Source organism: Paraburkholderia sp. Tr-20389 (genome assembly GCF_017104565.1).
Lineage (GTDB): Bacteria > Pseudomonadota > Gammaproteobacteria > Burkholderiales > Burkholderiaceae > Paraburkholderia.
Genome location: NZ_JAAGPD010000002.1, coordinates 242063 through 267384 on the forward strand (window position 1 = coordinate 242063; position 25322 = coordinate 267384).

Below are 25322 nucleotides of genomic sequence, written 5' to 3' on the forward strand. Positions count from 1 at the left end.
ACGGTGCAGATATCTATTGAGCTTTCGATGAAATGTCGGTGATCCTGACTGCGTTTGCGTCGAGATCGACGGTGATTCGCAGTTGCGGAGCGCGGCTGTACCAACTGACGGCGGGCCGGGAAGGCAGCGGCCATACGGTGCGCCACACGGAATTCGGCAGGTCGCGGTACGCCGCGATCACGCCGAGCGCAGTGGTGGCATCGTTTGCCGCGCGGGTAACGGTTTGGCTCTGGCCCGGACGCAGCAGGAACTGATCGCGCACGACCAGATCGTCAGCCAGGACTGCCTTGTCCTTGTCCTGCAGGGAGTAGAAGTCCGCCTGCGCGAACGCGTCGGTGCTCCGCAGTTCGTACAGACGCACGACAATCGGCGCAGCACGCTGCTGACCGTCGGGATTGACGTCATGCATTGCATGAAGCGATATGTCGAGTTTCACGGGCTCGCGCATGGGCGAGCGATTGTTGCCCGCACAGGAGACGAGTGCGAGCGCGCATGACAGGACGCCGAAGAAGCGAAGTATTCGCATCAGGAACCGCGATAATAAAAACGGGCCTGCTGCCCGGCATTCACGTACCGGGCAGCGCATGTCGAGCGCTAGACGCAACTCACAGTTCCTGGTTTCCCTTGATGTCATAGGCGGCCGTCACGGCGCCGCCGCTGCCGCCCTGCTCGTTCTGAACCACGTATTCCTGCTTCACCTTCGCGAACGACAAGCGGACCTGCTCCAGAATCCCGTTGTCATCGTTGCTGCCGGCCGGTCGCACCTGGGTGATGATCACATCGCTCATCGTGAGCTTCAGGTATTCGAGCGGGTTGCCGCCCGCCTTGCGCACGGAGAGGACGGCAGAATCGACGTGCTTGCCCGTCAGGCAGTACTTCATCAGGTTCGGGCTGGCGCGGTCGACCAGATGCTCGAACTGGAGGTCGTCCACACGTGCCTTGCCGGCGCCGCCACCGCTACCGGTATGCATGGTGGAGTCCTGCGCAACGCACCAGCCCCATTTGAGGACTTCGATTTCACGTTTGTGCGTCGAGTCCTGCGACTCACCGTCGATGCCGTTGATTTTCATGAAGATGTCTTGTGCCATTTTTGAGGCTCCTGGGGTCGGAAAGTGAAGCCGGCGCTAGCCGGCAGGTCGGTCCTGGCAAGCTGGATCAGCAGCTCACGCGGCCTGATTCACCGAAGGAAGGCGCGTGACGAGTCGTAACGAGACCGTCAGCCCTTCGAGCTGGAAATGCGGACGCAGGAAGAACTTCGCCTGGTAGTAGCCGGGATTGCCCTCGACGTCCTCGACCACGACTTCGGCGGCTGCAAGCGGGCGGCTCGCCTTCGTTTCCTGAGACGAATTGGTCGGATCGGCATCGACGTAATGCATGACCCAGCCGTTGAGCCAGCTCTGCATTTCCTCCCGCGACCGGAAGCTGCCGATCTTGTCGCGCACGATGCACTTCAGGTAGTGCGCGAAGCGCGAGCAGGCGAAAAGATATGGCAGGCGTGCCGAGAGATTCGCGTTTGCCGTGGCGTCGGCATCGTAGTATTCGGCCGGACGCTGCAGCGACTGCGCGCCGATGAACGTCGCGTGATCGGTGTTCTTGCGGTGAATGAGCGGAATGAACCCGTTCTTCGAAAGCTCCGCCTCGCGCCGGTCGGAGATCGCGATTTCGGTGGGGCATTTCATATCGATGCCGCCGTCGTCGGTCGGAAACGTGTGGCAGGGAAGGTCGGCCACGGTGCCGCCGGACTCCACGCCACGAATCAGCGAACACCAGCCGTAGCGCTTAAACGAGCGGTTGATGTTCGCGCCCATCGCATAGGCCGCGTTCGACCAGGCGAACTTGCGATGGTCGGGGCCGCCGACCTCTTCTTCGAAATCGAACTCGTCGACGGGATTCGTTTTTGCACCATACGGCAAGCGCGAGAGGAAACGCGGCATGGCGAGCGCGATGTAGCGAGCGTCTTCTGTGCTTCGTAAAGAATTCCACGGCGCATATTCGAGGTTCTGCGCAAAGATCCGGGTGAGATCTCGGGGATTCGCGAGCTCCTGCCACGATTCCATCTGAAGTACGGAAGGCGATGCTCCCGATATGAACGGCGTGTGTGCCGCCGCCGCGATCTTCGCGATGGAAGCGAGCAGGTCGACATCGTGCGGCGTATGGTCGAAGTAGTAGTCCGCGACCAGGCAGCCATAAGGCTCGCCGCCGAGTTGACCGTACTCTTCTTCATAGATCTGCTTGAAGAGCGGACTCTGATCCCACGCGATGCCCTTGTAGCGCTTGAGCGTGCGATGCAGATCTTCCTTCGATAAGTCCATGAAGCGGATTTTCAGCCGTTCGTCGGTCTCCGTGTTCGACACGAGATGATGCAACCCGCGCCACGCGGATTCGAGCTTCTGAAATGCCTCGTGATGCAGGATCTGGTTGATCTGTTCCGACAGCTTGTGATCGATTTGCGCGATGATCGCTTCGATGCTGTCGTATGCGTCGTCGCTGACGGTGATCGCGTGGCGCAAGGCCTGTTCGGCGAGAGTTTGGACCGCGTGCTCGACGGCTACGCGGGCTTCGTCGGTTTTCGGGCGGAACTCGCGTTCGAGTAGCTGCGAGAACTCGCTTTGCGTGTTGTGGGCTGCGGCAGTGACACCGTTGGCAAATGCCTGATCGACTGTCATGGATTTCCTTGGAATAGCGTATGTTTCGGCGCGAGTCGTTAAAGGTCCGAAGGCGCTTCCGCCTCGCCCGATGAACCGTCCTGAGCCTCGCTTTGCACGTTGGACTTTGGCTTGGGCGCCGCGGCGAGCGAATTGAGCAATGCCCGGTCGGTCAGCAGACTGTTGATGAGCGACTCGGCGCCGGATTTGCCGTCCATATAGGTCTGCAGGTTCGCCAGCTGGGTTCGTGCGTCGAGCAGCTGGCGTAGCGCGCTGACCTTGCGTGCGATGGCGGCAGGAGAAAAATCGTCCATGTTCTCGAAGGTCATATCCACCATCACCCGACCTTCTCCCGTCAACGTATTCGGTACGGCGAACGCTACGCGCGGCATGATCGCCTTCATGCGTTCGTCGAAGTTGTCGATATCGACATCGAGAAAGCGCCGTTCGGCTACGGGCGGTAACGGCTCGCCCGGCTTGCCGGACAGGTCAGCGAGAACACCCATCACGAACGGCAATTCCACTTTCTTTTCGGAGCCGTAGACCTCGACGTCGTATTCGATCTGCACGCGCGGCGCGCGGTTGCGTGCGATGAACTTCTGGGAGCTGTCGAATGAAGACATGCGTTTCTCCGTGTGAAAAGAGTGTTTAAGTAAGGGCTGGCTGGCGCGAGCCGGACCGGTCTGCTGCCGCGTCGGTATCGGTCACGTCGAAGGTGATGGCCGTGCATGGTGTGGTTCGATCGTCGGCGGTGCCGATCCGGATGCCCGCGATGCGACGGTTCGCGGCAAGCGCATCGAGCCACAGCGCGGACAGCCGCGGCAGGACATGCTGGTCGATGAAGTCGATCAACGCCCTCGCGCCCGTCTGTCCAACGACGCACTGACCGACGATGTAATCGGCCACGCTGACGTCGTAGCCAAGTTCGATTGCGTGTGCATCGTCCATACGCTGCACCACACGATCGAGATGAAGACGCACGATGCTCACTAGCGCCGCGTGCGTGAGCGGCCGATAGGGCACGACGGCGATCCGGCCGAGAAACGCGGCCGGAAAGACACCGAGCAATTCTTGCGTCAGCGCGGCGCGCAACTCGGCGTGATCGGGCGCGGGGGAGGCACGGTCGCACATGCTTGAGATCATCTCCGCCCCGGCATTGCTGGTAAGCAGAATGATCGTGTTCCGGAAGTCGATGAAGCGCCCGTCGCCGTCTTCCATGTAGCCTTTGTCGAACACCTGGAAGAATATTTCGTGTACGTCCCGATGGGCTTTTTCGATCTCGTCGAGCAGGACGACGGAATAGGGCCGCCGCCGTACCGCTTCGGTCAGCACGCCGCCTTCGCCATAACCCACGTATCCGGGCGGTGCGCCTTTGAGCCCGGAGACCGTATGCGCCTCCTGGTACTCGCTCAGGTTGATGGTGATGAGGTTTTGTTCACCGCCGTACAGCGTTTGCGCGAGCGCAAGCGCGGTCTCGGTCTTGCCGACACCGGACGGCCCGGCTAGCAGAAAAACGCCGAGCGGCTTCTTCGGATCGGCAAGGCCTGCGCGAGCCGTCCTGACGCGCTCGCTGATCTGTGCGAGCGCGTCAGGCTGTCCGGTCACGCGCGAGGCGAGGATGTCGGACAGCGTTTGCACGGCGGCGATCTCGTCGGTGATCATGCGGCCGACGGGAATACCCGTCCAGTCCGAAACGATCTCCGCTACGACGGCCTGATCGACGTCGGGAAACACCAGCGGCGTTTCACCCTGCAGCGTACGGACATCGGCCAGCAGCGCTTGCAGACGCTCAGCTGCGGAGTCGTCATCAAGCGCCGATCCCGATGCGTGAACCACGGACGACGCATCCAACGCTGTTTCGCGCGCTCGGATGAGCGCTTGCACCGCTGCCGTTTGTGTGTGCCAACGTGCTTCGAGTTCGCTTTGTTCCACAAGGAGCGTATCGATGCGCGACTGTGCGCCGCTCAGTTCCCGATCGGATTCGAATCCGATGCGCGCCTCCTGTTCGAGCAGCCCGTATTCCACGCAGGCAGCCTGCAGGCGTTGACGCGTATTCTGCAGTTCGTGCGGTGGCGTGTGCTGGGAAAGCGCGACGCGGGCGCAGGCGGTGTCGAGCAGGCTGATAGCCTTGTCCGGCAACTGGCGCGACGGGAGATAACGATGCGAGAGCGTGACAGCCGCGCGGATTGCTTCGTCACGCACGATCACGCCGTGATGGCGCGAGAAAGTCGGGGCCAGTCCGCGCACCATATCGATGGCGGCAGATTCTTCCGGCTCGCAGACCTGCAGCATCTGAAAGCGCCTCGTCAACGCGGGATCTTTTTCGATGTGGCGCTTGTATTCGGACCAGGTCGTGGCGCCGATCATTCTCACCGCGCCACGGGCGAGCGCTGGTTTGAGCAGGTTGGCGGCATCGCCGGTGCCGGCCTGACCACCCGCACCGACGAGCGTATGAATTTCGTCGACGAAAAGAATGATGGGCACGTGCGACTTGCTGGCCGCCTCCAGGAGATCCTTCAGGCGCGCCTCGAACTCTCCTTTCATGCTCGCGCCCGCGAGCAACGCACCGACGTCGAGCGAAAGCAGTCGCGTGTCGGCAAGCTTCGCAGAGGCCTCGCCCGCGGCGATCGCAATTGCGAGTCCTTCAACTACCGCCGTCTTGCCGACGCCGGCTTCCCCGGTGAGCAATGGATTGTTCTGGCGCCGCCGCAGCAGCACATCGACGACGGTACGAATCTCCTCGTCCCGGCCGATCACCGCGTCGAGTTCACCGGCGCGTGCGAGCGCCGTGAGATCCGTGCAGTAGCGGTCCAGCACGTTGCGGGTCGGTGGCTTCAGTGCGTTCGAGGCCTCGCCAGGTATGGATGGCGTCAGGTCGCTGCCGTCGTGTGGCAAGTCGTTTGCCTCGGGCGAGCCGTCGATCCAGGACCGCAGCGCATCTTTGAGCCCATCGACGGGAATACTCGCGAACTCAGGCGAAATCGCCAGCAGCACGCGCCGCAATTCAGGCGTTGTCACGATTGCCGCGATGAGCCAGGCGCCCCGAATCAAACGATCCTGGAACGCGAGTGTCGCCAGGACCCAGGCACGCTCGATCGCCGTTTCGACGTGATGCGAAAAATCGAGGATCGAGCCCGACCCGGCCGGCAATGCTTTCAATGCGCGGGTGAGATCGCGATCAAGCGTTTCCCGCTCGATACCTGCATGCCGCACGATGCGGTGCAGATCGCCGTCGGCGATCTGCAGCATCTGCTGGATACAGTGCACCAGTTCCACATACGGATTCCCACGCAGCTTGCTGAACGCTGTTGCAGATTCGATGCTGCGAAACAACGTGGTTCCGAGTTTTCCGTATAGCGCGTGGCGTGGAATCATTGCTTTAAATACTCAGTACGACGAACTAAATAAAGCCTGACCAGGAACATGAAGCAAGATCGTCATAGACAGCGATCAGATTGATGTCCGATGATGGATCGTCAGGATACGCAGTGGCACTATCCAATTCAACTTGCCAGCGTGAAAAACTCAAGCATTGTGATTGCGCGTTTGATTATCGTCCATAAGAATAGGTAGGATTACTGGACAATGCATTGCGATTCGTGGTCGAATGACTCGCGGCTTATTCACGACTTCTATGGCACCCAATGCAGTTCTCCGCTAGACGTCTTCATTTCACATCGGTTTCGATGAAAGCACGCTTGTGCATTCCTGATTGGCCGGATCGACCGGTTGAGCGGGCGAGCATGGAAGACACGACAGCGGCGCCCATTAGTCCGCAGCCGTCTTCTCCGGACGGAGACGAATTGATTCAATCGCTCCATGCGTACTACTGCGAGGCATTGAAGTCGCCTCATCGCATGTCGACAGGGATGGGTGATGGCATGCACATTGCGGCGGCGCATGCTGCGGCAAGCGCCGAGCCGACAATCGATACGAGCCGCACCCCAGACGACGGATTGGGCGTGCTGAACGCGCACGGGCAGCGGCTGGATGATCTGATCGATCGGCTGGTGCCGGGCGGTGCGCCGGGACATTCCGAACCGGCCTTTGAAGGGCCTTTTGAAATACTGAGCCTGTTCGAGTTACGCGAACCGCACCTGGACGAAACACTGCGACCTTGGCCCGTACCACCGGAACTGGCACGCAGTGAGCATCATGCTCCCGCAATCGATAGCCCGATGCAGAAACCTGTTCATGCGCTGCATCGGTGGGACTGACAACGTGATGAGGGAAACGCTTGTGAAGACATTCGATGACAGTGCGGCCGCTTCGAACACGCCGCAATCGTTGCGTGCGAGCGGAGGCTATCTGATGCCGACTCTGATCGACCGTTTGCGCGACGACGCTCCGCATCGCCAGACCGAGATACCGGCCGAATATGCCGTCACGCGCGCACGCATGAGAGAGATCATCCAGCGCGACATCGCCTACTTGCTGAATACGACCAATCTCACGGACCAGATCGACTCGAAGCGCCACGCGCTTGCTGCAGGTTCGACGGTGAACTTCGGCGTGCCGCCGCTTGCGGGCGCGTTCACGGCTGCATACCGGTGGTCGGATATCGAAGCGGCCGTCCAGTCAGCCCTGGCGCGATTCGAGCCCCGGCTGATACCGGAGTCGATCCAGCTCGTTCCACTCAGCGACGCCGATCGCAAAGGGCGTCACAGCCGAATGGCATTTGAAATTCGCGGGCTGGTCCGTATAGAGCCCTACCCGCTTGAGTTCATCGTGCAAAGTTCGCTCGACCTGGAAACGAGCCGGGTGCAGTTCGATCTCGATCGGGCTTGAATCGTCTCGCCCGAGGTTTGAATCGATATGGATCCGCGACTGCTCGAATACTACAACCAGGAGTTGATTTATCTGCGCGAAAGCGCGGGTGAATTCGCGCACGCGCATCCAAAGATTGCGCGGCGCCTCGGCTTGCAAGCTGGTGAAATGAACGATCCGTATGTCGAACGGCTCATCGAGTCATTCTGCTTCATGGCGGCGCGCATGCGGATCAAGCTGGATGCCGAATTTCCGCGCTTTACCCAGCGGTTGCTCGAAGTCGTTTATCCGAACTACGACGCGCCCACGCCGTCGATGGCCGTGGTGAGAATGTATCCCGCGCAGACCAAGGGGAACCTGAACGCGGGGTTTCGCGTAGCGCGCGGAATGACGCTCAAAACCCGCATACCCGACGGCGAACACACGCCCTGCACCTTCCGGACGACGCAGGACGTCGTGCTGTATCCCCTGAAGATCGTGAGCGCCAGGCTTACGGGTGTACCGCCGGACATTACCGGACTCGAAAGGCACTTGCCGTCCAACGTTCAGGTGCGTGGCGCCTTGCGGCTGCGAATCCGGTCCACGAACCACGCGAAGATCGCCGCGCTGGAAGGGTTGGACAATTTGCCGATCTACCTGGCCGGCGACGAGCAGGTGGCGTCGAACCTGTTCGAACTCGTGCATGCGGCGGGAGTCGGATCGGTTATTGGCGAGCCGGGTGGATTCGGCTCGCCGGAGCACCCCTATGCCGTGGTGACATCGGGCGCCGTGGTGCACGAGGGCTTGGGACTCGACCAGACAATGCTCCCGCCAGGCTGGTCCAAATTCCACGGACACAACCTGCTGCATGAATACTTTGCGTGCCCTGCGCGTTTCTATTTTTTCACGCTCACGGGTCTGGCTGCCGGCCTAAGGAAGACGCAAGGCGAGGAAGTAGAGATCGTGGTGCTGTTGAGCCGGTCGCCGGACCGGCTGGCGAGTCTTGTCGAAGCCTCCCGCTTTGCGCTCTTCTGCACACCTGTCATCAATCTGTTTGAGCAGAGACTGGATCGCATCGAGTTGTCGGAGGCGAACACCGAGTTTCATCTTGTACCGAAGCGTCAGGCACCACTCGAGTACGAGGTATTTTCGGTTCAGAAACTGTACGCGCAAGTCGCGAAGAGTTCGGAAAAGCTTGAATTCCGGCCGCTTTATCAGACCCTGCACAACGACGAAGGCAACTACGGGCGATATTTCTCGGTACGGCGCGAGCGTCGGCTCCTGTCCGATTCGGCACGACGTTATGGAACGCGTACGCCGTATATCGGCACCGAGACCTTCGTTTCTCTCGTCGATCAGCACGAAGCGCCATACCACGAAAGCATGCGCTATCTGTCCGCCGTTGCATGGCTGACCAATCGCGATCTCCCGATGCTCGTGCCGCGCGACGGTGTGAATGACTTTCAGAAGCCGGAAAACGATGCACCCGTCGAATCCATCGGGCTGATCCGGCCGCCCAGCACGCCACGTCCGCCATACGCGGAGGGCGAGGCGGCATGGCGTCTGATCCGGCAACTGAATTTCAATTACCTGCCCTTCGAATCGTTCGACCACCGGCCCGGAGGACAGGGACTGCGCGACATGCTGAGGCTCTTTCTGAGCGGCGACGACACCGAGCACGCGCGTCAGATCGAGAGTCTTGTCGGTGTGAAAACCAGCCCGATTGCGCGCAAGCTGCCCGGTCACGGTCCGTTGGTGTTCGGGCGTGGGATCGAGTGTCAACTGACCGTCGACGAGAGAGGGTTCTCCGGAACGAGCCCCTATCTTTTCGGGCTGATTCTCGAACATTACCTGGCAAGGCATGTGTCGATCAATTCGTTCACGCAAACCGAACTGCTGTCCATGCAACGTGGTCACATCATGCGTTGGCCCGTTCGTATCGGTACGCGCGGAATCGCGTGATGATAAAGACGTCCGTTACCGATGAACGTCAGCACGGGCCCCTCTCGGCGGACTTCGTTGCGCGGTTGCAGGCGCGGCCCTGGGAGTTCGGCTTTTTCTCCCTGATGCGCCGCATCGCCGCCGATACGCGCATCGATTCTGTCGGCACCGCGGCACGCCCTTCTTCCGAACCCTTCAGACTGGGACAGCAACCCAGCCTCACGTTTGCGCCCCGGGAGATTGCGAGTGTCGGCGAAATCGGCGAGCGGTTGCTTGTGCGCCTGTTCGGACTGGGGACACTGGGGCCGAACGGGCCGCTGCCGATCCACGTGACCGAGATCGCCCGCGAACAGGAGGAAAGCCGACGTGACCGCACGCTGACGGGATTCCTGGATGTTTTCCACCATCGCTACCTTGCGCTTCTATACCGTGCATGGGCTTCGGCGCAGGCTACTGCCGGTCTCGATCGTGCCGATGACGAACGGTTCTCCTTCTATGTAGCGAGCCTCACTGGCCACGATCTCGACGAGCTAGCCCACCGGGCTCTGCCCGTGCACGCGCAGTTGTCGGCATCTGCCAATGTGCTGCGCGAAGCACGAGACCCCGACGGACTGCGGCTGACGCTTGAACACTATTTTGGCGTGCCCGTCAGGATCGAAGAATATGTGTTTCATTGGATGCCCGTGTCGCGGGATGGACAGTCGCATCTCGGCGAACAGAATGCGGGCGCATGCATCGGCGACGGAGCAATCCTCGGGCAGCTGATTCCCGATCGCCAGTTCAGGTTTCGAATCGTGATCGGTCCCGTGAGGCTCGATACCTATCTGAGCTTCACGCCGCATGGCGCGGCGTTGCCCGAACTGGTGGACTGGGTGCGCAGCTTCGTAGGCCATGAATTTTCCTGGGAACTGGAACTACGTGTCCGGTCTGATCGCGAGTTGCCCGCCGTGATCGGCGGTCCGCAGCAGCTGGGGTGGTCGGGGTGGCTCGGGAACTCGCCCGATGGCGCGCCCGTCGTGGGCATGCGCTTCGAACCGGAGCAGTGCATGAAGCCCGGCACGCCACGGCGTAGCCGGATTTGACCGTTGGCGAGTATCGAGGATGCCGGATGAGCGACGACTACGGAAACACACTGATCGAATCGAAGTTGGAAGGCGCGACGCAGGATTGGCTGGCGCCAGTTCATCCGTCTGCATGCTGTGGCGCAGATCTGGAGTACGACCGCGAGTTCGTGCTGCTGTTCGCGCAGGTGGCCGCCAGAATGGACGTGCAATACGGCGACTTCAAAAGCGATCCCGAGCCGGTCAACTGGAATGAAATCGAACGGAAGTGCCGGCAGTTGATGGATCGAACCAAGGACATCCGGCTGGCTGTGCTGTTTACGCGCTGCTGCGTGCGCCAACGCTCGGCGGCAGGACTGGTTGAGGGTTTGGCGCTGCTGGAGGCATGGTTGCGTGCCTATCCGGATTCCGTTCATCCGCAACCGGAAGTCGATGGCGACCGCGAAGCCGCGTTGGAAATTCGAATGAATGCGCTTCAGGTCTTGACGGATATGAACGGTCTGCTCGCGGACGTTCGCGGCATCAAGCTTTCGCAGTCCTCCTCTCCTGTTCTGACCGTGCGAGAGGTCGAGCGCGCCTTCGTCCAGCCGCGCCCCGACGATGCACTTCCGATCGAATCGGTGTGCCGCCAGCTCGATCACTTGTCCGTCCAGAACCCCGACATCTTCGCCGCGTTTCACAAGGCGCTCGAATACCTTGAGGCAGTCGACGCATGGAATCGGGAGCGCCTTGAGGGTTTCACCCCAGACCTGACGGATCTCACGCGAATTCTCGGGCTTCTCGCGCGAGATCGCCTCACGGTCTCTGGAACCGGGATGGCCGGTCGAGCCAGCGATGCCGCAACGGCGGTGTCCGAATCCGATGCGGCGACGCTCCATGCAGCCGAACCTGGCTCGCCGGCATTGGATGCAATCTGGACCGAACCGGAGATTACGTCCGAACGCTCGCATTCGCACGCCGTCCAGCTCGACCGTGAAGCAGTGTTGCAAAACATTCGTGAAGCGCGGCACTGGTTCGAGGCCAACGAACCCAGTAGTCCAATCCCCCTATTGCTGCGACGCGCCGAGCAGTTCGTGGGCAAACGCTATGCGGAAGTGGTGAGAGCGATTCCGCCTGAACTGCTGACCGAGTGGGAAAACGCATCATGATGGATCAGATCACCTTCACTCCGACTTCGACAGCGTCCGGCGAAAGGACGCAGAATCGTGCGAACGCTGCTGTGTCAGGTTCGCCCATGCGATCGACGAAGCAACCGGGCTCACCGTCTCAGGGTTATGCGGAACACACGATCACCATTGCTGGCGCTGCGATTCCGCTCGCGCCGAGCGGCGAGCCGGCGCTGCTGCTGCGGCGCATTCAGGGCACAGAGGCTCTGTCGGAGATCTACTCCTATACGCTCGACTGCTGCACTCCCCTCAACTCCTCGATGCCGGAACGCGCCGCGGCGAATCTCGATCTCAGATCGATGATCGGCAAGGAACTTACCGTTTCGATCCAGCTCGACGGAATGGGGAGCGATACGCCCGGCGTCGCGGGGGCGGCAGGTACATCCCGTATCGGCGCGGGCACACGACAGATCAGCGGTATCGTCACGCAGGCACACTATGTCGGTCAAACGAGCCAGCAAAGCCACTATCGTTTGATCATGAAACCGTGGCTGTGGCTCACCGATCAGCGCTCGGACTTCCGCATCTTTCAGGGCAAGACGGTGGTGGAAATCATCGAGCAGGCGTTCGACACATACATGTACTCGTACGAGACGCGGCTCAGCGAGACGTATCCGGTACTCGACTATCAGGTCCAATACGGTGAGACCGATTTCCGTTTCATCCAGCGTCTGATGGCCGAGCATGGCATTTATTGGTTCTTCGAGCATAGCGATGGGTTCCACCGGCTGATTCTGGTCGATCACCTCGGCGCGCACCGGCCCGTGGAAAGCGCTGCGTATCGCACGCTGTGGTACTACCCGCCTGGACACAAGATCGATCGCGAGTACATCGACCATTTCGATCTGGACGGCAGTCTCCAGTCGGGCCGATGGACCACCAACGACTTCGATTTCAAGAAGCCGGCTGCCGTGTTGCTCCGGCAGAACGAGCTCACCCAGCAAACGGCGCACAACGACCTCGAGCGCTATGAATGGCCAGGCGACTACACCAACCCTTCGCATGGCGAGCAGTTCGCCCGTTGGCGGATGGAGCAGATGCGTGGCTTGGGCGAGCGGGAACGGGGCGCAGGCAATGTGCGTGACGTCGTTTGCGGGACCACGTTCCGCCTGGCGGGTCATCCCCACGACACGGCGAATCGGGAATACCTGGTGATTGGCTCGTCGATCGCGGCGTCGGAGGTGGATCTGACGAGTGGACCCGGTCACTATTCATTTGCTGCATCGTTCGTGACGCAGCCCGCGACGACCGTTTTTCGGCCACCACGCAATCTTTACCCCAAGCCGCGCACCAGCGGGCCGCAAACAGCCATCGTCACGGGACCGCCCGGGGAGGAGATATGGACGGATCAGTATGGGCGAGTCAAGCTGAGTTTTCACTGGGATCGATCGGGCATCAAGGATCAGAGTTCGTCTTGCTGGATACGCGTGGCTTATCCGTGGACAGGGCCGAACTACGGCGCCGTCCACATTCCGCGCGTCGGCACGGAGGTCATCGTCGACTTCGAGAATGGCGATCCTGATCGGCCCATCGTGATCGGCCGTGTGTACAACGCCGAGTCGATGCCGCCGTGGCCGCTGCCGGGCAACGCGACGCAAAGCGGAATATTGACTCGCTCCACGAAAAACGGCGGATATGACAATGCCAACGCGCTGCGTTTCGAGGATCGCAAAGGGTCTGAGGAAGTCTGGCTGCATGCGGAGAAGGATCAGCGGATCGAGGTCGAGCACGACGAAAGTCACTGGGTCGGAAATGACCGGCGCAAAACCATCGACTGCAACGAAACGGTCAAGGTCGGCATGAACCGCACTGAGACCGTTGGAATGAACGAAACCATTGCCGTCGGCATGAACAGGACCGAGGCGGTGGGCATGAACGAAACGGTGGTCGTCGGTCTCAACCGGATGATCACGACGGGTTTCAGTCAGGAAGTGCAGGTGGGCATCGACGCGATGTTCACGGTAGGGGCGATGCGGGATGAAACGGTCGGCGCCAATTACCAACTGGAGGTGGGCGCGAACTGGGCCAGCCAGGTTGGAAACAACCACACGCATGCGGTACAGCAAACGTTGGCCATGAATGCGGGCAAAGCGGTGAATGTGCAGTCGGGCGGAACGGCCAGCTACATCGCACAGGACAAACTGGTCCTGCAGTGCGGACAGGCTTCCATCACGCTCGAAAGCAACGGGAACGTCGTGATCGGCGGTACGGTTATCGGTATTCAAGGTGCGCAACATGTTGGCATCAGCGGCGCGATCGTGGACCTCAACTAATTGGAAAGATGCTGAAACCACCAAGCGTGACCGGTAAGGCTGGGAGAGCATTCACATGAGGTTCCTGAACCAGACATCGTGTGACGCATTATGTTTTAGCGGCCTGGATCTGGCAGACGATGAATTTCGCGTTGTCGTAGTGAAGGTCGGGTACAAGCTGAATCCGACGAATATCGCAGGCAAGTTCGTCGCGGAGACCCTGAAGGAACCGGCTTTGCTTTGTTTGCGTGACGAGCACTACGGCGCCGTCAACGCGAGCAGTATTCGGGAAGAAAGCGATCTCGCACACTACAAGCCGCGATGCGACGTGATTGTTCGCGGCAGCGCGTACGCGCCAAAGGGTGTCGCAGCAGCGCAATGGAGCGCGCGGATTAAAGTCAGTGCGACGCAAGCGACTTTGCAGACGCTGTTTCGGACCTTCCAGTTGCCAGCCAAGCTCGGTTTGAGACCGGTTTTGGATGCGCGCTATCCCGAACGCGGGACGCATCCCGTGCAAGCGGGCTTTAGAGACCATCGACATGGCGTCAATCAGGTATTGCTCGACAAGGCGCTGCAGATTACCGGGCCGCGCGAATTTTTCTATCGAGGCGGATGGCGTCTTAGTGAATCTCGCCCGACTAGCCATGTTCCCCTACGTTGGGAACATGCTTTCGGCGGAACCAGTGCGGTGCGTAATCCATTGCACGCCCAAGACAGTAGCAACCCCGAGTTCCTGCTGAACGAAGTGTGCTACACGAATCCGCTGGGTTGCGGATGGATCGAGAATCGCTATTTCGAAACCCTGCGAAAGGCAGGTGAGAAGCCACCTGAACGACTGCCCGCGCCGCAGATCGCACTCCTTGAGCGACCGATTCTGAAGCCTGCCGTCATTCGACACCCCGATCGAATCGATGCGACCAACCCGGACGACTTCATCCGCACTGCGCAAACTTATGGTGAGTCTCCGGCTGGGTTCGGCGCTGTTGGACGATCATGGGTACCGCGCCTGCAAATGGCGGGCACTTACGATGCAAAGTGGCAGAACGAACGTTGGCCCTTGCTGCCCGATGACTTCGACTTTGGGTACTGGAACTGTGCGCCGAGGGATCAGCAGATTGACGTACTTCCTCCCGATGCGCGTATTGAACTCTGGAACCTCGCCGATCCTGATTCGACGTCGAATGGATACCTGTGCTTCGACTTGCCAGGTGACTGGCCGCTCGTACTCTTACGTCGCGACGACGACATATGCCTGCCTCTGGTCATGAAGACCGATACCCTGGTGATCGACACAGACACCATGACGGTGACGCTAACGCATCGTTTTCAGTTCAGCGAGAAGTCTGCTGTCAGGAGCGTCGAAGCCCGTCTGCACCGCGAACCCGATACGGCGTAAGAGCGGCCCCGGCACTAAAGATTTTCTGAAGACCCTGAAACTATGGCTACTGAACTCATTGCACGCCAGGACGGTGCGTGGCTGATCGTCAGCCTGGCGCCGGACGTTTGCCTGACGCCCTTGGGAGGAATCCCTGTTCCCGTGCCGTATCAGGTCGTCGCATCGCTGCAGGCGGCACAACTTACGACAACGACCGTCAACGTGAACGGAAACGCAGCTGTCGTCTTCGACACCAGTTTTGTTCCGACGACCCAGGGAGACGAGGCGGGAACGCTCGGCGGCGTCAAGAGCGGAACGACGGCGCAGAAAACACGGCCATTGCAGCATAGCGGCACGGTGAGGTTTCAAGGCAAATCAATCGTTCGCGCCAACGACCTGTTCTGGATGAATGGGCCGTAACAACAAGCGTGGTCAAGCTCAATGTGTATCGCTGTGTCCCAATCCGACCGGGCGCGTGCATGAACGCTCGTGCCAGGCGCCTTCTTGCGAATCCGTTTGGTTCACGCAGTCAATCTCCATCCGGCACTCCCGCATCAGACGGGATCGCGGCGCCACCTTGGCCAGGCATGAGGCCCGGCGTGACGCCGACCTGAGGCTCCTCGTATAAGTCCTGATAGTTCGGATCGGTGTAACGGTAATAGTCCTGTGGAAAGTACTTTTTATGCGCCTCAGAACCCAATGCCAGACCGAGGTGTGCAATCAGTTTGCAGCCACATTCGCTGCGATGCCCCATCATCGCGACAGGACGCCCATCGGCAGTCCAACGCGGGTCGCCTTCGATAATCTGATTGATACCGTGCGCATAGGGGGTAAGTATTGGACATTGGACCAGATCTCCCTTTCTGACGATGCCATGTCCGAACAGTTTGACGGTATCCGATCCGGTAATCACCAATCCCCAGTGATCCGTTATGTCGCCGACGAGGATGAGCCTCCGATGCGAGGCATTGATCACCAGATGACTGTGCGGAAGTTCCTGGCTCGTGGGCGGGTCCGCAGGCTTATTGGGTCCTGTTCCGTCAGGTTTGGCACTGCTCGACCCCTCTGGCACTGACGCCATTAAAACCTCCTTTCTTATTATTTATATTTTGCATGCCTATTTATTCATGGAGGGTATCGCAAATAATTCGATAGACGATCCATGACCTCTATCAAGGTCAGTTCCATTCTGACCGGCAGCGTGCAGCGGCCACTCTGACGCCGCCATCCGCATCAGCCGCGCAACAGCCGGTCCAGGCTTCGACCGGTGTCGCGATGCAGTTTCGCCTGTGCAGTTCGCGGGAGCGCGCGGTGGACCTATAGCCGCTATCTATTGCCGACATTGCCGCATTCGAATTCAGTTGCGCTCCGCTGTCGCATATAGTGAATTGGAACAGTTGCGCCGGTTCTCCGCGATATGCCGAATGGCACATGCCCTTCGTATCGCCCTGCATCGCCCGCGTGCCGCGCGAACAACCGGCAAACTGTCACGGAAGCCCCACACCATCGTAAAACACAGAGTGGAGACATCCTCCCAAGGAGACGACGCATGTCAAACGATGCAAAGTGCCCGTTCATTCACGCTGCCGGCGGCGGAACGACCAATCGCGACTGGTGGCCGAAGCAGCTTCGGCTGGACCTGCTCAGCCAGCATTCCAGCAGGTCCAATCCATTGGACAAGGATTTCAGCTACGCCGAGGCATTCAAAAGCCTCGACCTCGCCGCGGTGAAGCAGGACCTCGCGGCGCTGATGACGGATTCGCAAGACTGGTGGCCCGCCGACTTCGGCCACTACGGTCCGCTCTTCATTCGCATGGCATGGCATAGCGCCGGCACATACCGGACAGGCGACGGGCGCGGAGGCGGCGGTCGCGGCCAGCAGCGTTTCGCGCCCCTCAACAGCTGGCCGGACAATGTCAGCCTCGACAAGGCACGTCGCCTGCTATGGCCAATCAAGCAGAAATATGGCCAGAAGATTTCGTGGGCCGATTTGCTGATCCTCTCCGGCAACGTCGCGCTCGAAACGATGGGCTTCAAGACCTTCGGCTTCGCCGGCGGCCGCGAAGATACATGGGAACCGGATCAGGACGTCTACTGGGGTAACGAGAAAGCCTGGCTGGGCGGCGATGTCCGCTATGGCAAGGGCGCCGCGCCACGCGACGAAAGCGACGAAGGCGTGCTCGTCGCCGACGAGGAAATACATGGCGAGGAAGCCAGCCGCACGGATAGCGGGCGAAATCTGGAGAACCCGCTCGGCGCGGTACAGATGGGCCTGATCTATGTGAACCCGGAAGGCCCCGATGGCAATCCCGATCCTGTCGCGGCGGCCCACGACATCCGCGAAACCTTCGGTCGCATGGCGATGAACGACGAGGAAACCGTCGCGCTGATCGCGGGCGGCCACACGTTCGGCAAGACGCACGGCGCCGGTCCCGCCGATCATGTCGGCGCCGAGCCCGAAGCCGCCGAACTCGAAAACCAGGGACTCGGCTGGAGGAGCAGTTTCGGCACGGGCCGAGGCGGCGACACGATCACGAGCGGCCTCGAAGTCACGTGGACCAGCACGCCGACGCAATGGGGCATGGGCTTCTTCCAGAACCTGTTCGGTCATGAATGGGAACTGACGAAGAGTCCTGCGGGCGCGAACCAGTGGGTCGCCAAGGGTGCGCAGGCAACGATTCCGCATGCACACGATCCGTCGAAGAAACTGCTGCCGACGATGCTCACCACCGATCTCTCGCTGCGCTTCGACCCCGCGTACGAGAAGATCTCGCGGCGCTTCATGCAGAACCCGGACGAATTCGCCGACGCCTTTGCGCGCGCGTGGTTCAAGCTGACTCATCGCGACATGGGTCCGCGCGCGCGCTATCTGGGCCCGGAAGTGCCCGCAGAAGAACTCGTATGGCAGGACCCGATTCCCGCTGTGAATCATCCGTTGGTCGATGAGAACGACATCGCCGCGCTGAAGCAGAAGGTCCTGGCTTCGGGGCTTTCTATCTCGCAACTGGTGTCGACGGCGTGGGCATCGGCATCGACGTTCCGCGGCTCTGACAAGCGCGGCGGCGCAAATGGCGCGCGCATCCGGCTCGCACCGCAGAAGGATTGGGCCGCCAATCAGCCCGAGCAGCTTGCGAAGGTGCTGAAGGTTCTCGAAGGCATTCAGGGCGAGTTCAATAGCGCGGCGTCAGGCGGCAAGAAGATTTCACTCGCCGATCTGATCGTGCTGGCAGGCGGCGCGGCAATCGAGCAGGCGGCAAAGAGCGCCGGTCAACTGGTCAGCGTGCCGTTCACGCCAGGTCGCATGGACGCGTCGCAGGATCAGACCGACGTGCAATCCGTCAGCATGCTTGAACCCGTCGCCGATGGCTTCCGCAATTTCCTCAAGGGCAGGTTCCGCGTGCCCGCCGAGACCTTGCTGATCGACAAGGCACAGTTGCTGACGCTGACCGCGCCGGAGATGACGGTGCTGATCGGCGGCTTGCGGGTGCTGAACGTCCATACGGGAAGTGATGCGCACGGCGTCTTTACGAAGCGCCCCGAAACGCTGACCAACGACTTCTTCGTCAATCTGCTCGATATGGGCACGGAATGGACGCCGACCTCGCCCGAGCGCGACGTATTCGAAGGCGCGGACCGCAGAACGGGCGAAGTGAAGTGGACAGGCACGCGCGTCGATCTGATCTTCGGATCGCATGCGCAGTTGCGCGCGTTGTCCGAGGTTTATGCGAGCGAGGATGCGCAGGAGAAATTCGTCCGCGATTTCGTTGCTGCGTGGGTGAAGGTGATGAACCTCGACCGCTTCGATCTGGGCTGAAACGCTGAAACAATCGCGCGGCAGTGCGGGAACTCCATTGCCGCGCGAATCCCGACGTTCGACGCACGGTGCGATTGCCGTTCACGCGGCATCGCGCCGTTTTGTTTTTGCACTGGATGCGCAACCCGTCACGCCCACGTTCCGGAACCTGAGGCGGCCCGGCGGCGCTTGTAACGATGTCTACACGCAATGCTCGTCGATCCACTCCTTGGCCCACTCCGTTGCGAAGGTGATCGCTTCTTTTCCATCCACGAAGTGTCCCGGCACCTGGAACTCGTATGTCTCCGCGGAAATGTCTTCGGCACCCGGCCGATAGATGCGCACATTGGCGACCACATTGCCGTCCGCGACGCCTGCCGTTACGCCGAGGGTGCAAGATGAATAGGTTATCTCCATGTTTGTGCTCCCTGGGTTCGTCGATGAGGTTGTCATGCGAGCGCATTGGACTCTGGCCAACGCTTCAGCAATCGACATGCCATTGGGCGACGGTACGAACCGCTTGCGGCACGACCGCTCGCAACTGGCTGCCGTGAATGCATGCGGTGTTCCAAAAGGAAGGCGGCGACGCAGACGACAGCAGGTCTGTACGAAAGCGACGCGTTCCGGCTGGCTTCTGTCTTCATGCGTCTGGAGATAAAAGCAGCTGCGGTTCAGTCGAATAGTGGCCTTCGGGCAACGAGAAGCAAGGCGTAGTTGTCTCTTCGCTTGCACATGCAATTTTGCACCGCTACCATGAAACCATATATACGGTTTTCAACAAGGCGGAAGCGGGCTGACCACATCACCCGGAGACCACACCGCAATACATCATTCGGCCTGCGCGGCAAAGGGGGCGCATCATGTCCGACAAGCATCTCTCGAGTCAGTTCGACGCTGCGCTCAACATGCTCTCCACTCATCTGCTGGCCATGGGCGGCATGGTCGAAAGGCAGATTACCCGCTGCCTGACGCTGCTCGACGACTACGATCCCGCGCTGGTTCAAGAAATCCGCGACAGCGAACGCGAGCTCAACGCCCTCGAAATCGAAATCGACGAAGAGATCCATCGCGTCATTGCACGCCGGCAGCCTGCCGCACGCGATCTGCGTCTGCTGATGGCAATGTCGAAATGCGTGACCAATCTCGAACGCATGGGCGATGAAGCGCGCAAGATCTCGAAGCGTTTGCGGCGCATCGACGAAAACGGCGGCACATCTGTCATCCCGCTGGCCGAACTGCGCAGCTCCGGCGAAATGGCGGCGTCCGTGCTGCACCGCGTGCTCGATGCGTTCGCGCGCATGGACGCCGTCGCCGCCGCGCAGATCGTGCGAGACGACAAGGCCATCGACGAGGCCTTCCGCGCATTCGTCCGCAGGCTCGTGACACAGATGAGCGAGTCGCCCCACACCGTTTCCATCGCACTCGAGTATCTGTTCATTGCGAAAGCGCTCGAGCGAATCGGCGATCATGCGAAGAATATCGCTGAATTTGTCGTATTCGTCGTGAAAGGCCGGGATGTGCGCCACATTCCGCTTGGCGAACTCGAACGCGAGGCGTTGGCCAACTGAGCGCACAGCATTTGCCGTACCACGTCTTGCGGATGCCGACACGACATGTCGTTCGGTGGGTAAAGGGTACAAATTACCTTCTGCCGATACCGGCGAAGCGTGGTCGCGCCGCCGATGCATCGGGATTTCACGCGGCACGAACGGGACTCGCGAATCAGGAATACGCGATGCACATATGCACTCATCGAACCCAGGAATATTTCGATGAGCCGCGTATTACTGGTCGACGATGATGCGAATGTGCGTGACGCACTCGGCGCGGTGCTCGACGGCGCGGGCCACGACGTCACCATCGCGCACGACGGCAGGGAAGCGGTTCGTCTGGCATTCGTGACCCATCCGCAGGTGATCGTATCGGACGTCATGATGCCTACGATGAATGGCCCCGATATGGTACGCAGAATCAGATCGATGCCTGCTTTTCAGAAAGTGCCCGTCATTCTGATGTCGGCGATGGTGACTACACCATCCGTCCCCGTCGTTGCGATGCTCCGCAAACCATTCCCTCCTGAGAAACTGCTGGAACTGCTCGACGGCGTGGGTCGGATCTCCGAAGACGCAGAGGCGCACGAAGACGAAAACGTCTGCCGCGAAGGTGCGTGTCAGGAGCGCATCCGCCGCAGTATCGAACTCGCCGATGCACAGGGGAGACGCGTGCAGAAGCTTCGTAGCCTCGGCGTCGACACGCGCGTTGCAGAGGAATTGCACGATTGCATGCAGGGGAGCGTCGCCGCGCTTGTCGAATTCGAGTGCAGTTGTCATTGCAGCAAGCCGTTACTGAATTTTTCGGGTAAAGGGCATAACGCGCCGTCTCCGCACCACTGATCCGTCAACGCACGCAAACGTCGCATTTGCGGCACACAGCGTCTGCGTCATTCATCCATGCATCGATCTGTCCGCGATAACGAACACGGCGCGCGCGAGCGTCGCAGGAAAGCACCGTGACGCATATGGATAGCAAGATTGCTTCCTTGTCCTGACGTGTTGCGTCGACAAGAATGAGCGCTCAACAACGACGACTCCGCTCATTCCCATGTCGAAAGCTCCCAGCCTGCAACTCGATTCCGCCACGCTCGCCGATGAATACGATCGTCTCGGCATCCGCCAGTTCAACCACGGTCTGCAACTGCTCGACGCGCTCAGCCTGCGTGAAGGCGAGCGCGTGCTCGACATCGGTTGCGGCACGGGGCGCTTGACGGAATCGGCTGCGCAGCGCGTCGGCGTACAAGGCGACGTACTCGGCATCGATCCGTTGCCGCTGCGCGTCGAGCGTGCGCTGCAACGCGCGCAAGGGCAGTTCGCGGCGCGTGTCGGCCGCGCGGAACAACTCGCGGATATCGCCGACGCGCACTTCGATGTGGTCTATCTGAACAGCGTGATTCACTGGATACCGGACCAGCCGCAAGCGTTGCGCGAAGCGTGGCGCGTACTCAAGCCCGGCGGCCGTCTCGGCTTCACGACGATGCCCGCAGACGTGCCACACGATCTGCATCGCGTGCTGCATACGCTGATCGTCGATGACCCGCAGTCGCCACGCGCGGAGATCGGCGCGCCGAACAAGCTCACGCGCGACAGCGCCGCAAGCCTGTTGTCGTCGGTGGGCTTCGAACTGACACTCAACGAAATCCGCACATTCGACGATGCCTTCGATAACGTCGACGACGTGCTGACGTTCAGCCGCGCAAGCTCGTTCGGCAACTTCCTGTCGTCATTGGACGAACCGCATATCGCACGGTTGCGCGAGCGCCTCGCCACAGCGCTCGAAGCGCATCGCGGACCGCGTGGCCTGCAACTGACGCGCCGCATGATCTTCGTGACCGGACGCAAACCGCTTGCGCATTGAAATTCCGCTGCTTGCGCTGCCCACTCTCCCGACCGCAATCCACACTCATTCAATGGCCAATCGAATCCGACGTACCTTCACGCTCGTGAAGTCCGTTCTGCTCGCGACCGCGCTCGCTTTCACCGTGCCGCAAGCACACGCAGACAAACCCGCCGTGATCCGCATCGGCGTCGCGCAACAAGGCGCGGGCGATCCGCCCACGTTCGGCGGCTCGCCCGCTGCGACCGTGCAGCAATTGCAACTGGTCGAAAAGGAATTCGCCGCCGACGGCATCAAAGTCGAATGGCTGTTCTTCAAGGGCGCGGGCCCCGCCGTCAACGAAGCGATCGCCGACAAATCGCTCGACTTCGCGTTTCAGGGCGATCTGCCTTCCGTGCTGGGTCGCGCGAACGGACTCAAGACGCGCATCCTGCTCGAATCCGGCGTGCGCGTCGGCGTGAAGATCGCCGTGCCGCCCGACTCGTCCGTGCAGTCCGTGAAAGATCTGAAGGGCCGGCGCGTGTCGATCTTTCGCGGCACCAATCTGCAACTCGTCGCGGACAACGTGCTCGCCGCCAACCAGCTCGACGAACGCGACCTGCGCGTGATCAATCTCGATTCCGCGAGTTCGCTGGCCGCGTTGTCGTCGAAGGGCATCGACGCGTCGGTCAACGACTATCACCTCTACAAGCTGCGCGACCAGGGTCTCGCGAAGATCATCTACGAATCGCAAAAGGACGGGCCGCAATTCACGCGTCAGTCGCATCTGCTCGTGCTCGATGACTTCGACCGCGCGCATCCCGACATCGTGCAACGGGTGGTGAATGCGTTCGTCAAAGGCGCGCAATGGTCGTCCGACGAAGCGAACCGCGACGCGCTCTTCAAGCTATGGGCGAAGAGCGGCGTGAGCTATGCATCGTGGCAGGCCGAGTTCGCCGATCAACCGTTGAAGTCGCGCAATTCGCCACTCGTCGATCCGTTCATCGTCGCGCGCTACAAGGCCGTGGCGAGCGATGCGCTCAAGCTCAAGCTGATCCGCCAGCCCGTCGAAGTCGACGGCTGGTTCGAGACGCGCTACCTGGACAACGCGCTGCGCGCGCAGTCGCTCGAACACTACTGGACGCGCTACGACGCGCAGGGCAAACCGCTCGGTTGACGGAGGCCGCAATGAGCAAGGCGATAGACCAGTGGTCAGCAATCTCGAAGCGCGCCACGCACAGCACGGCAAGCGGCGCATCGGATACCTCACAGCGGCGCGTGCGAGCCGTCGCGTGGCATCTCGCGCCGTGGCTGCTGCCCGCCGCGCTGTTCACGCTGTGGAGCGTCGGCTGCGCGCGCGGCTGGATCGCGCCGCAAATTCTTCCGCCGCCGCAGCAGGTGTTCGACACGCTGCGTGAACTCGCGGCGAGCGGCGATCTCGTGCATCACACGCTCGTCAGCCTGCAACGGGTTCTCGTCGGTTTCGGCGTGGGCACGCTCGCCGGGCTGCTGATCGGTGCCGCATTGGGTCTGTCGCGTACCGTCGAAGCCTACGTGCTGCCCGCGTTCAATGCGCTCGTGCAGATTCCCGTGCTCGGCTGGTTGCCGTTTTTGCTGCTGCTCGTCGGTGTCGGCGAGCCGCTCAAGTACATCCTGATCGCGCATGCCGCGCTGGTGCCCGTCACGTTAAGCACGATGCAAGGCGTGCGCAACACGCCCACGTCGCTCGATGAGGTTGCACGCGTGTTCGGCTACAGCCGCTGGCAGCGCGTCGTGCGGATCGTGTTGCCCGCCGCCGTGCCGACGCTCGCAACAGGCGTGCGGCTCGCTTTCACGAAGGCGTGGCTCGCGCTCGTCGTAGTCGAACTCGTCGCCTCGTCCGAAGGGCTCGGCTATCTGATCGTATACGGACGTCAGCTCTTTCAGCTCGACCTGGTGATGGCTTCCGTCGTGATCGTCGGCGCCATCGGTTTTGCGATCAACCGCCTGCTCGACGCGCTCGAAGCACGGCTGCGGCGCGGCCAACCCTCGGCCTTTCGCGAGTGAATCATTCGATCGGGGAACACGTCATGTCCTTCGCACGTTCGTTGTCACCATCACGCCTTTTCGCGTCGCGTAACGCAAGCGGTCCGCCGCCATGCAGTTGCGATGTGCCCGTCAAACCATCGCGCAGCGCTGCGTTCAAGAAGCGTCTTTCGGCGTTCAACTGGCGCGGCCTCGTCCTGCCGCTTGCTGCGTTCGCGGTGTGGTGGATCGTGTCGGCCTTGCATGTCGTGAAGAGCGGCTTGCTCGTCAGTCCCGTCGACGTCGCACATACCGCATGGCAGCAGATTCAAAGCGGCGCGTTGCTGCGCGCGCTGTCCGCTTCGCTGGCGCGCGAGGCAAGCGGCTTCGTGATCGGCACGGCGGGTGGCCTGCTGCTCGGCGCGGCGCTCGGCTTCTCGCGCATCGCCACACGCGTCGTCGGTCCGACCTTCGATACGTTCAAGCAGATTTCGCTGTTCGCGTGGATCCCGCTGATCTCCGTCTGGTTCGGCCTCGGCGACATGGCGAAAGTCGTGTTTCTCTCGCTCGCCGCGCTGCTGCCCGTCGCCGCGCACACGTGCGACGGCATTCACGCCGTGCCGCCGCGCTATGTCGAAGTGGCGCGCGCGTTCCGCTATTCGCGCTTGCAGATGGCGCGCTTCGTGATTTTGCCCGCCGCGCTGCCGTCGATTTTCACGGGCATCTACCTCGCGTTGATCTACTCGTGGCTCGCGACACTCGGCGCCGAGTATCTGCTCGTCGCGGGCAGCGGAATCGGCAACACGCTGATCGACGGTAGCGAGCAGTTCAGGATGGATCTCGTGCTGTTCGGGGTCATCGTCGTGGGTCTCACGGGCTGGGCGCTGAACGCGCTCGCACGAGGCATCGAACGTCGAGTATTCGCGCAGCGCACTCGCCCATCGCGCGAGCGCGCCGCCGCGTGACGCAA

At 61.0% G+C, this 25322-nt stretch carries 22 protein-coding genes; 15 read left to right on the forward strand and 7 right to left on the reverse strand.

Going from position 1 to position 25322, the window contains the following annotated elements:
- Positions 1–13 precede the first annotated feature (13 nt).
- The 5 genes from tssJ to tssH all read right to left on the reverse strand — a co-directional run bounded on the left by tssJ (position 14) and on the right by tssH (position 6020).
- Positions 14–526 (reverse strand): type VI secretion system lipoprotein TssJ, encoded by a 513-nt coding sequence (gene tssJ / locus G3N95_RS05430; RefSeq protein ID WP_205969057.1) that lies wholly within the window; start codon positions 524–526, stop codon positions 14–16.
- Between the two features lie 79 nt (positions 527–605).
- A complete protein-coding gene (locus G3N95_RS05435; RefSeq protein ID WP_205968960.1) occupies positions 606–1088 on the reverse strand; it encodes a type VI secretion system tube protein Hcp in 483 nt (160 codons plus the stop codon).
- 75 nt (positions 1089–1163) lie between these two features.
- A complete protein-coding gene (gene tssC / locus G3N95_RS05440; RefSeq protein WP_205968961.1) occupies positions 1164–2666 on the reverse strand; it encodes a type VI secretion system contractile sheath large subunit in 1503 nt (500 codons plus the stop codon).
- 38 nt (positions 2667–2704) lie between these two features.
- Positions 2705–3268 (reverse strand): type VI secretion system contractile sheath small subunit, encoded by a 564-nt coding sequence (gene tssB / locus G3N95_RS05445; RefSeq protein ID WP_205968962.1) that lies wholly within the window; start codon positions 3266–3268, stop codon positions 2705–2707.
- 25 nt (positions 3269–3293) lie between these two features.
- Positions 3294–6020 (reverse strand): type VI secretion system ATPase TssH, encoded by a 2727-nt coding sequence (gene tssH, locus G3N95_RS05450; protein ID WP_205968963.1) that lies wholly within the window; start codon positions 6018–6020, stop codon positions 3294–3296.
- Between the two features lie 368 nt (positions 6021–6388).
- Between tssH and G3N95_RS05455 the strand changes: the two genes are divergently transcribed.
- The 8 genes from G3N95_RS05455 to G3N95_RS05490 all read left to right on the forward strand — a co-directional run bounded on the left by G3N95_RS05455 (position 6389) and on the right by G3N95_RS05490 (position 15606).
- The gene (locus G3N95_RS05455; protein ID WP_205968964.1) at positions 6389–6862 is read left to right on the forward strand and encodes a TagK domain-containing protein; all 474 of its coding nucleotides are present in this window, start codon (positions 6389–6391) and stop codon (positions 6860–6862) included.
- Between the two features lie 94 nt (positions 6863–6956).
- On the forward strand, positions 6957–7433 hold the full coding sequence (gene tssE, locus G3N95_RS05460; protein WP_205969058.1) for a type VI secretion system baseplate subunit TssE: 477 nt from the start codon (positions 6957–6959) through the stop codon (positions 7431–7433).
- 27 nt (positions 7434–7460) lie between these two features.
- Positions 7461–9353: a type VI secretion system baseplate subunit TssF gene (tssF, locus tag G3N95_RS05465; RefSeq protein ID WP_205968965.1), complete on the forward strand. Its 1893-nt coding sequence runs from the start codon at positions 7461–7463 to the stop codon at positions 9351–9353.
- Complete coding sequence (gene tssG, locus G3N95_RS05470; RefSeq protein ID WP_205968966.1) at positions 9353–10414, forward strand: type VI secretion system baseplate subunit TssG; 1062 nt, start codon at positions 9353–9355, stop codon at positions 10412–10414. The genes tssF and tssG overlap by 1 nt, the downstream gene beginning before the upstream one ends.
- A gap of 89 nt (positions 10415–10503) precedes the next feature.
- A complete protein-coding gene (locus tag G3N95_RS05475; RefSeq protein WP_205969059.1) occupies positions 10504–11541 on the forward strand; it encodes a type VI secretion system ImpA family N-terminal domain-containing protein in 1038 nt (345 codons plus the stop codon).
- An 86-nt stretch (positions 11542–11627) separates the two neighbouring features.
- Positions 11628–13832 (forward strand): type VI secretion system tip protein TssI/VgrG, encoded by a 2205-nt coding sequence (gene tssI, locus G3N95_RS05480; protein WP_205968967.1) that lies wholly within the window; start codon positions 11628–11630, stop codon positions 13830–13832.
- A gap of 55 nt (positions 13833–13887) precedes the next feature.
- Positions 13888–15207: a DUF2169 domain-containing protein gene (locus tag G3N95_RS05485; protein WP_205968968.1), complete on the forward strand. Its 1320-nt coding sequence runs from the start codon at positions 13888–13890 to the stop codon at positions 15205–15207.
- Positions 15208–15249: 42 nt separating this feature from the next.
- On the forward strand, positions 15250–15606 hold the full coding sequence (locus G3N95_RS05490; protein ID WP_205968969.1) for a DUF4150 domain-containing protein: 357 nt from the start codon (positions 15250–15252) through the stop codon (positions 15604–15606).
- 109 nt (positions 15607–15715) lie between these two features.
- On the opposite strand, the gene G3N95_RS41000 is transcribed toward G3N95_RS05490, so the two are convergent.
- Positions 15716–16267: a PAAR domain-containing protein gene (locus G3N95_RS41000; protein ID WP_205968970.1), complete on the reverse strand. Its 552-nt coding sequence runs from the start codon at positions 16265–16267 to the stop codon at positions 15716–15718.
- A gap of 468 nt (positions 16268–16735) precedes the next feature.
- On the opposite strand from G3N95_RS41000, the gene katG reads away from it, so the two are divergent.
- Positions 16736–19000 carry a catalase/peroxidase HPI gene (katG, locus tag G3N95_RS05500; RefSeq protein ID WP_205968971.1) on the forward strand — a complete coding sequence of 755 codons (2265 nt, stop codon included), beginning with the start codon at positions 16736–16738 and terminating at the stop codon, positions 18998–19000.
- Between the two features lie 180 nt (positions 19001–19180).
- Here the strand turns inward: katG and G3N95_RS05505 are convergent, their stop codons facing one another.
- Positions 19181–19396, reverse strand: coding sequence for a hypothetical protein (locus tag G3N95_RS05505; protein WP_012406395.1), 216 nt, complete (start codon positions 19394–19396; stop codon positions 19181–19183).
- Positions 19397–19839: 443 nt separating this feature from the next.
- Between G3N95_RS05505 and phoU the strand changes: the two genes are divergently transcribed.
- The 6 genes from phoU (at position 19840) to G3N95_RS05535 (ending at position 25317) form a co-directional block, all read left to right on the forward strand.
- Entirely contained in the window at positions 19840–20547 is a 708-nt protein-coding gene (gene phoU / locus G3N95_RS05510) for a phosphate signaling complex protein PhoU (protein ID WP_205968972.1), read from the forward strand.
- 204 nt (positions 20548–20751) lie between these two features.
- On the forward strand, positions 20752–21372 hold the full coding sequence (locus G3N95_RS05515; protein WP_205968973.1) for a response regulator: 621 nt from the start codon (positions 20752–20754) through the stop codon (positions 21370–21372).
- A gap of 208 nt (positions 21373–21580) precedes the next feature.
- On the forward strand, positions 21581–22390 hold the full coding sequence (locus G3N95_RS05520) for a methyltransferase domain-containing protein (RefSeq protein ID WP_205968974.1): 810 nt from the start codon (positions 21581–21583) through the stop codon (positions 22388–22390).
- Positions 22391–22442: 52 nt separating this feature from the next.
- On the forward strand, positions 22443–23525 hold the full coding sequence (locus tag G3N95_RS05525) for an ABC transporter substrate-binding protein (protein ID WP_205968975.1): 1083 nt from the start codon (positions 22443–22445) through the stop codon (positions 23523–23525).
- 11 nt (positions 23526–23536) lie between these two features.
- Positions 23537–24394, forward strand: a complete 858-nt coding sequence (locus G3N95_RS05530) for an ABC transporter permease (RefSeq protein ID WP_205968976.1) — start codon at positions 23537–23539, stop codon at positions 24392–24394.
- A gap of 23 nt (positions 24395–24417) precedes the next feature.
- A complete protein-coding gene (locus tag G3N95_RS05535; protein ID WP_205968977.1) occupies positions 24418–25317 on the forward strand; it encodes an ABC transporter permease in 900 nt (299 codons plus the stop codon).
- Positions 25318–25322 lie beyond the last annotated feature (5 nt).

What these genes read in the sequence shown, in the direction of transcription:
- G3N95_RS05485 (WP_205968968.1), top strand. Translation starts at nt 13,888, where the DNA reads ATGAGGTTCCTGAACCAGACATCGTGTGACGCATTATGTTTTAGCGGC.
- tssB (WP_205968962.1), bottom strand. Translation starts at nt 3,268, where the DNA reads ATGTCTTCATTCGACAGCTCCCAGAAGTTCATCGCACGCAACCGCGCG.
- tssJ (WP_205969057.1), bottom strand. Translation starts at nt 526, where the DNA reads ATGCGAATACTTCGCTTCTTCGGCGTCCTGTCATGCGCGCTCGCACTC.
- tssE (WP_205969058.1), top strand. Translation starts at nt 6,957, where the DNA reads ATGCCGACTCTGATCGACCGTTTGCGCGACGACGCTCCGCATCGCCAG.
- G3N95_RS05490 (WP_205968969.1), top strand. Translation starts at nt 15,250, where the DNA reads ATGGCTACTGAACTCATTGCACGCCAGGACGGTGCGTGGCTGATCGTC.
- G3N95_RS05525 (WP_205968975.1), top strand. Translation starts at nt 22,443, where the DNA reads ATGGCCAATCGAATCCGACGTACCTTCACGCTCGTGAAGTCCGTTCTG.
- tssG (WP_205968966.1), top strand. Translation starts at nt 9,353, where the DNA reads ATGATAAAGACGTCCGTTACCGATGAACGTCAGCACGGGCCCCTCTCG.
- G3N95_RS05520 (WP_205968974.1), top strand. Translation starts at nt 21,581, where the DNA reads ATGTCGAAAGCTCCCAGCCTGCAACTCGATTCCGCCACGCTCGCCGAT.
- G3N95_RS05535 (WP_205968977.1), top strand. Translation starts at nt 24,418, where the DNA reads ATGTCCTTCGCACGTTCGTTGTCACCATCACGCCTTTTCGCGTCGCGT.
- tssH (WP_205968963.1), bottom strand. Translation starts at nt 6,020, where the DNA reads ATGATTCCACGCCACGCGCTATACGGAAAACTCGGAACCACGTTGTTT.
- tssC (WP_205968961.1), bottom strand. Translation starts at nt 2,666, where the DNA reads ATGACAGTCGATCAGGCATTTGCCAACGGTGTCACTGCCGCAGCCCAC.
- phoU (WP_205968972.1), top strand. Translation starts at nt 19,840, where the DNA reads ATGTCCGACAAGCATCTCTCGAGTCAGTTCGACGCTGCGCTCAACATG.
- G3N95_RS05435 (WP_205968960.1), bottom strand. Translation starts at nt 1,088, where the DNA reads ATGGCACAAGACATCTTCATGAAAATCAACGGCATCGACGGTGAGTCG.
- tssF (WP_205968965.1), top strand. Translation starts at nt 7,461, where the DNA reads ATGGATCCGCGACTGCTCGAATACTACAACCAGGAGTTGATTTATCTG.
- G3N95_RS05530 (WP_205968976.1), top strand. Translation starts at nt 23,537, where the DNA reads ATGAGCAAGGCGATAGACCAGTGGTCAGCAATCTCGAAGCGCGCCACG.
- G3N95_RS41000 (WP_205968970.1), bottom strand. Translation starts at nt 16,267, where the DNA reads ATGGCGTCAGTGCCAGAGGGGTCGAGCAGTGCCAAACCTGACGGAACA.
- G3N95_RS05505 (WP_012406395.1), bottom strand. Translation starts at nt 19,396, where the DNA reads ATGGAGATAACCTATTCATCTTGCACCCTCGGCGTAACGGCAGGCGTC.
- G3N95_RS05515 (WP_205968973.1), top strand. Translation starts at nt 20,752, where the DNA reads ATGAGCCGCGTATTACTGGTCGACGATGATGCGAATGTGCGTGACGCA.
- katG (WP_205968971.1), top strand. Translation starts at nt 16,736, where the DNA reads ATGTCAAACGATGCAAAGTGCCCGTTCATTCACGCTGCCGGCGGCGGA.
- tssI (WP_205968967.1), top strand. Translation starts at nt 11,628, where the DNA reads ATGCGATCGACGAAGCAACCGGGCTCACCGTCTCAGGGTTATGCGGAA.
- G3N95_RS05455 (WP_205968964.1), top strand. Translation starts at nt 6,389, where the DNA reads ATGGAAGACACGACAGCGGCGCCCATTAGTCCGCAGCCGTCTTCTCCG.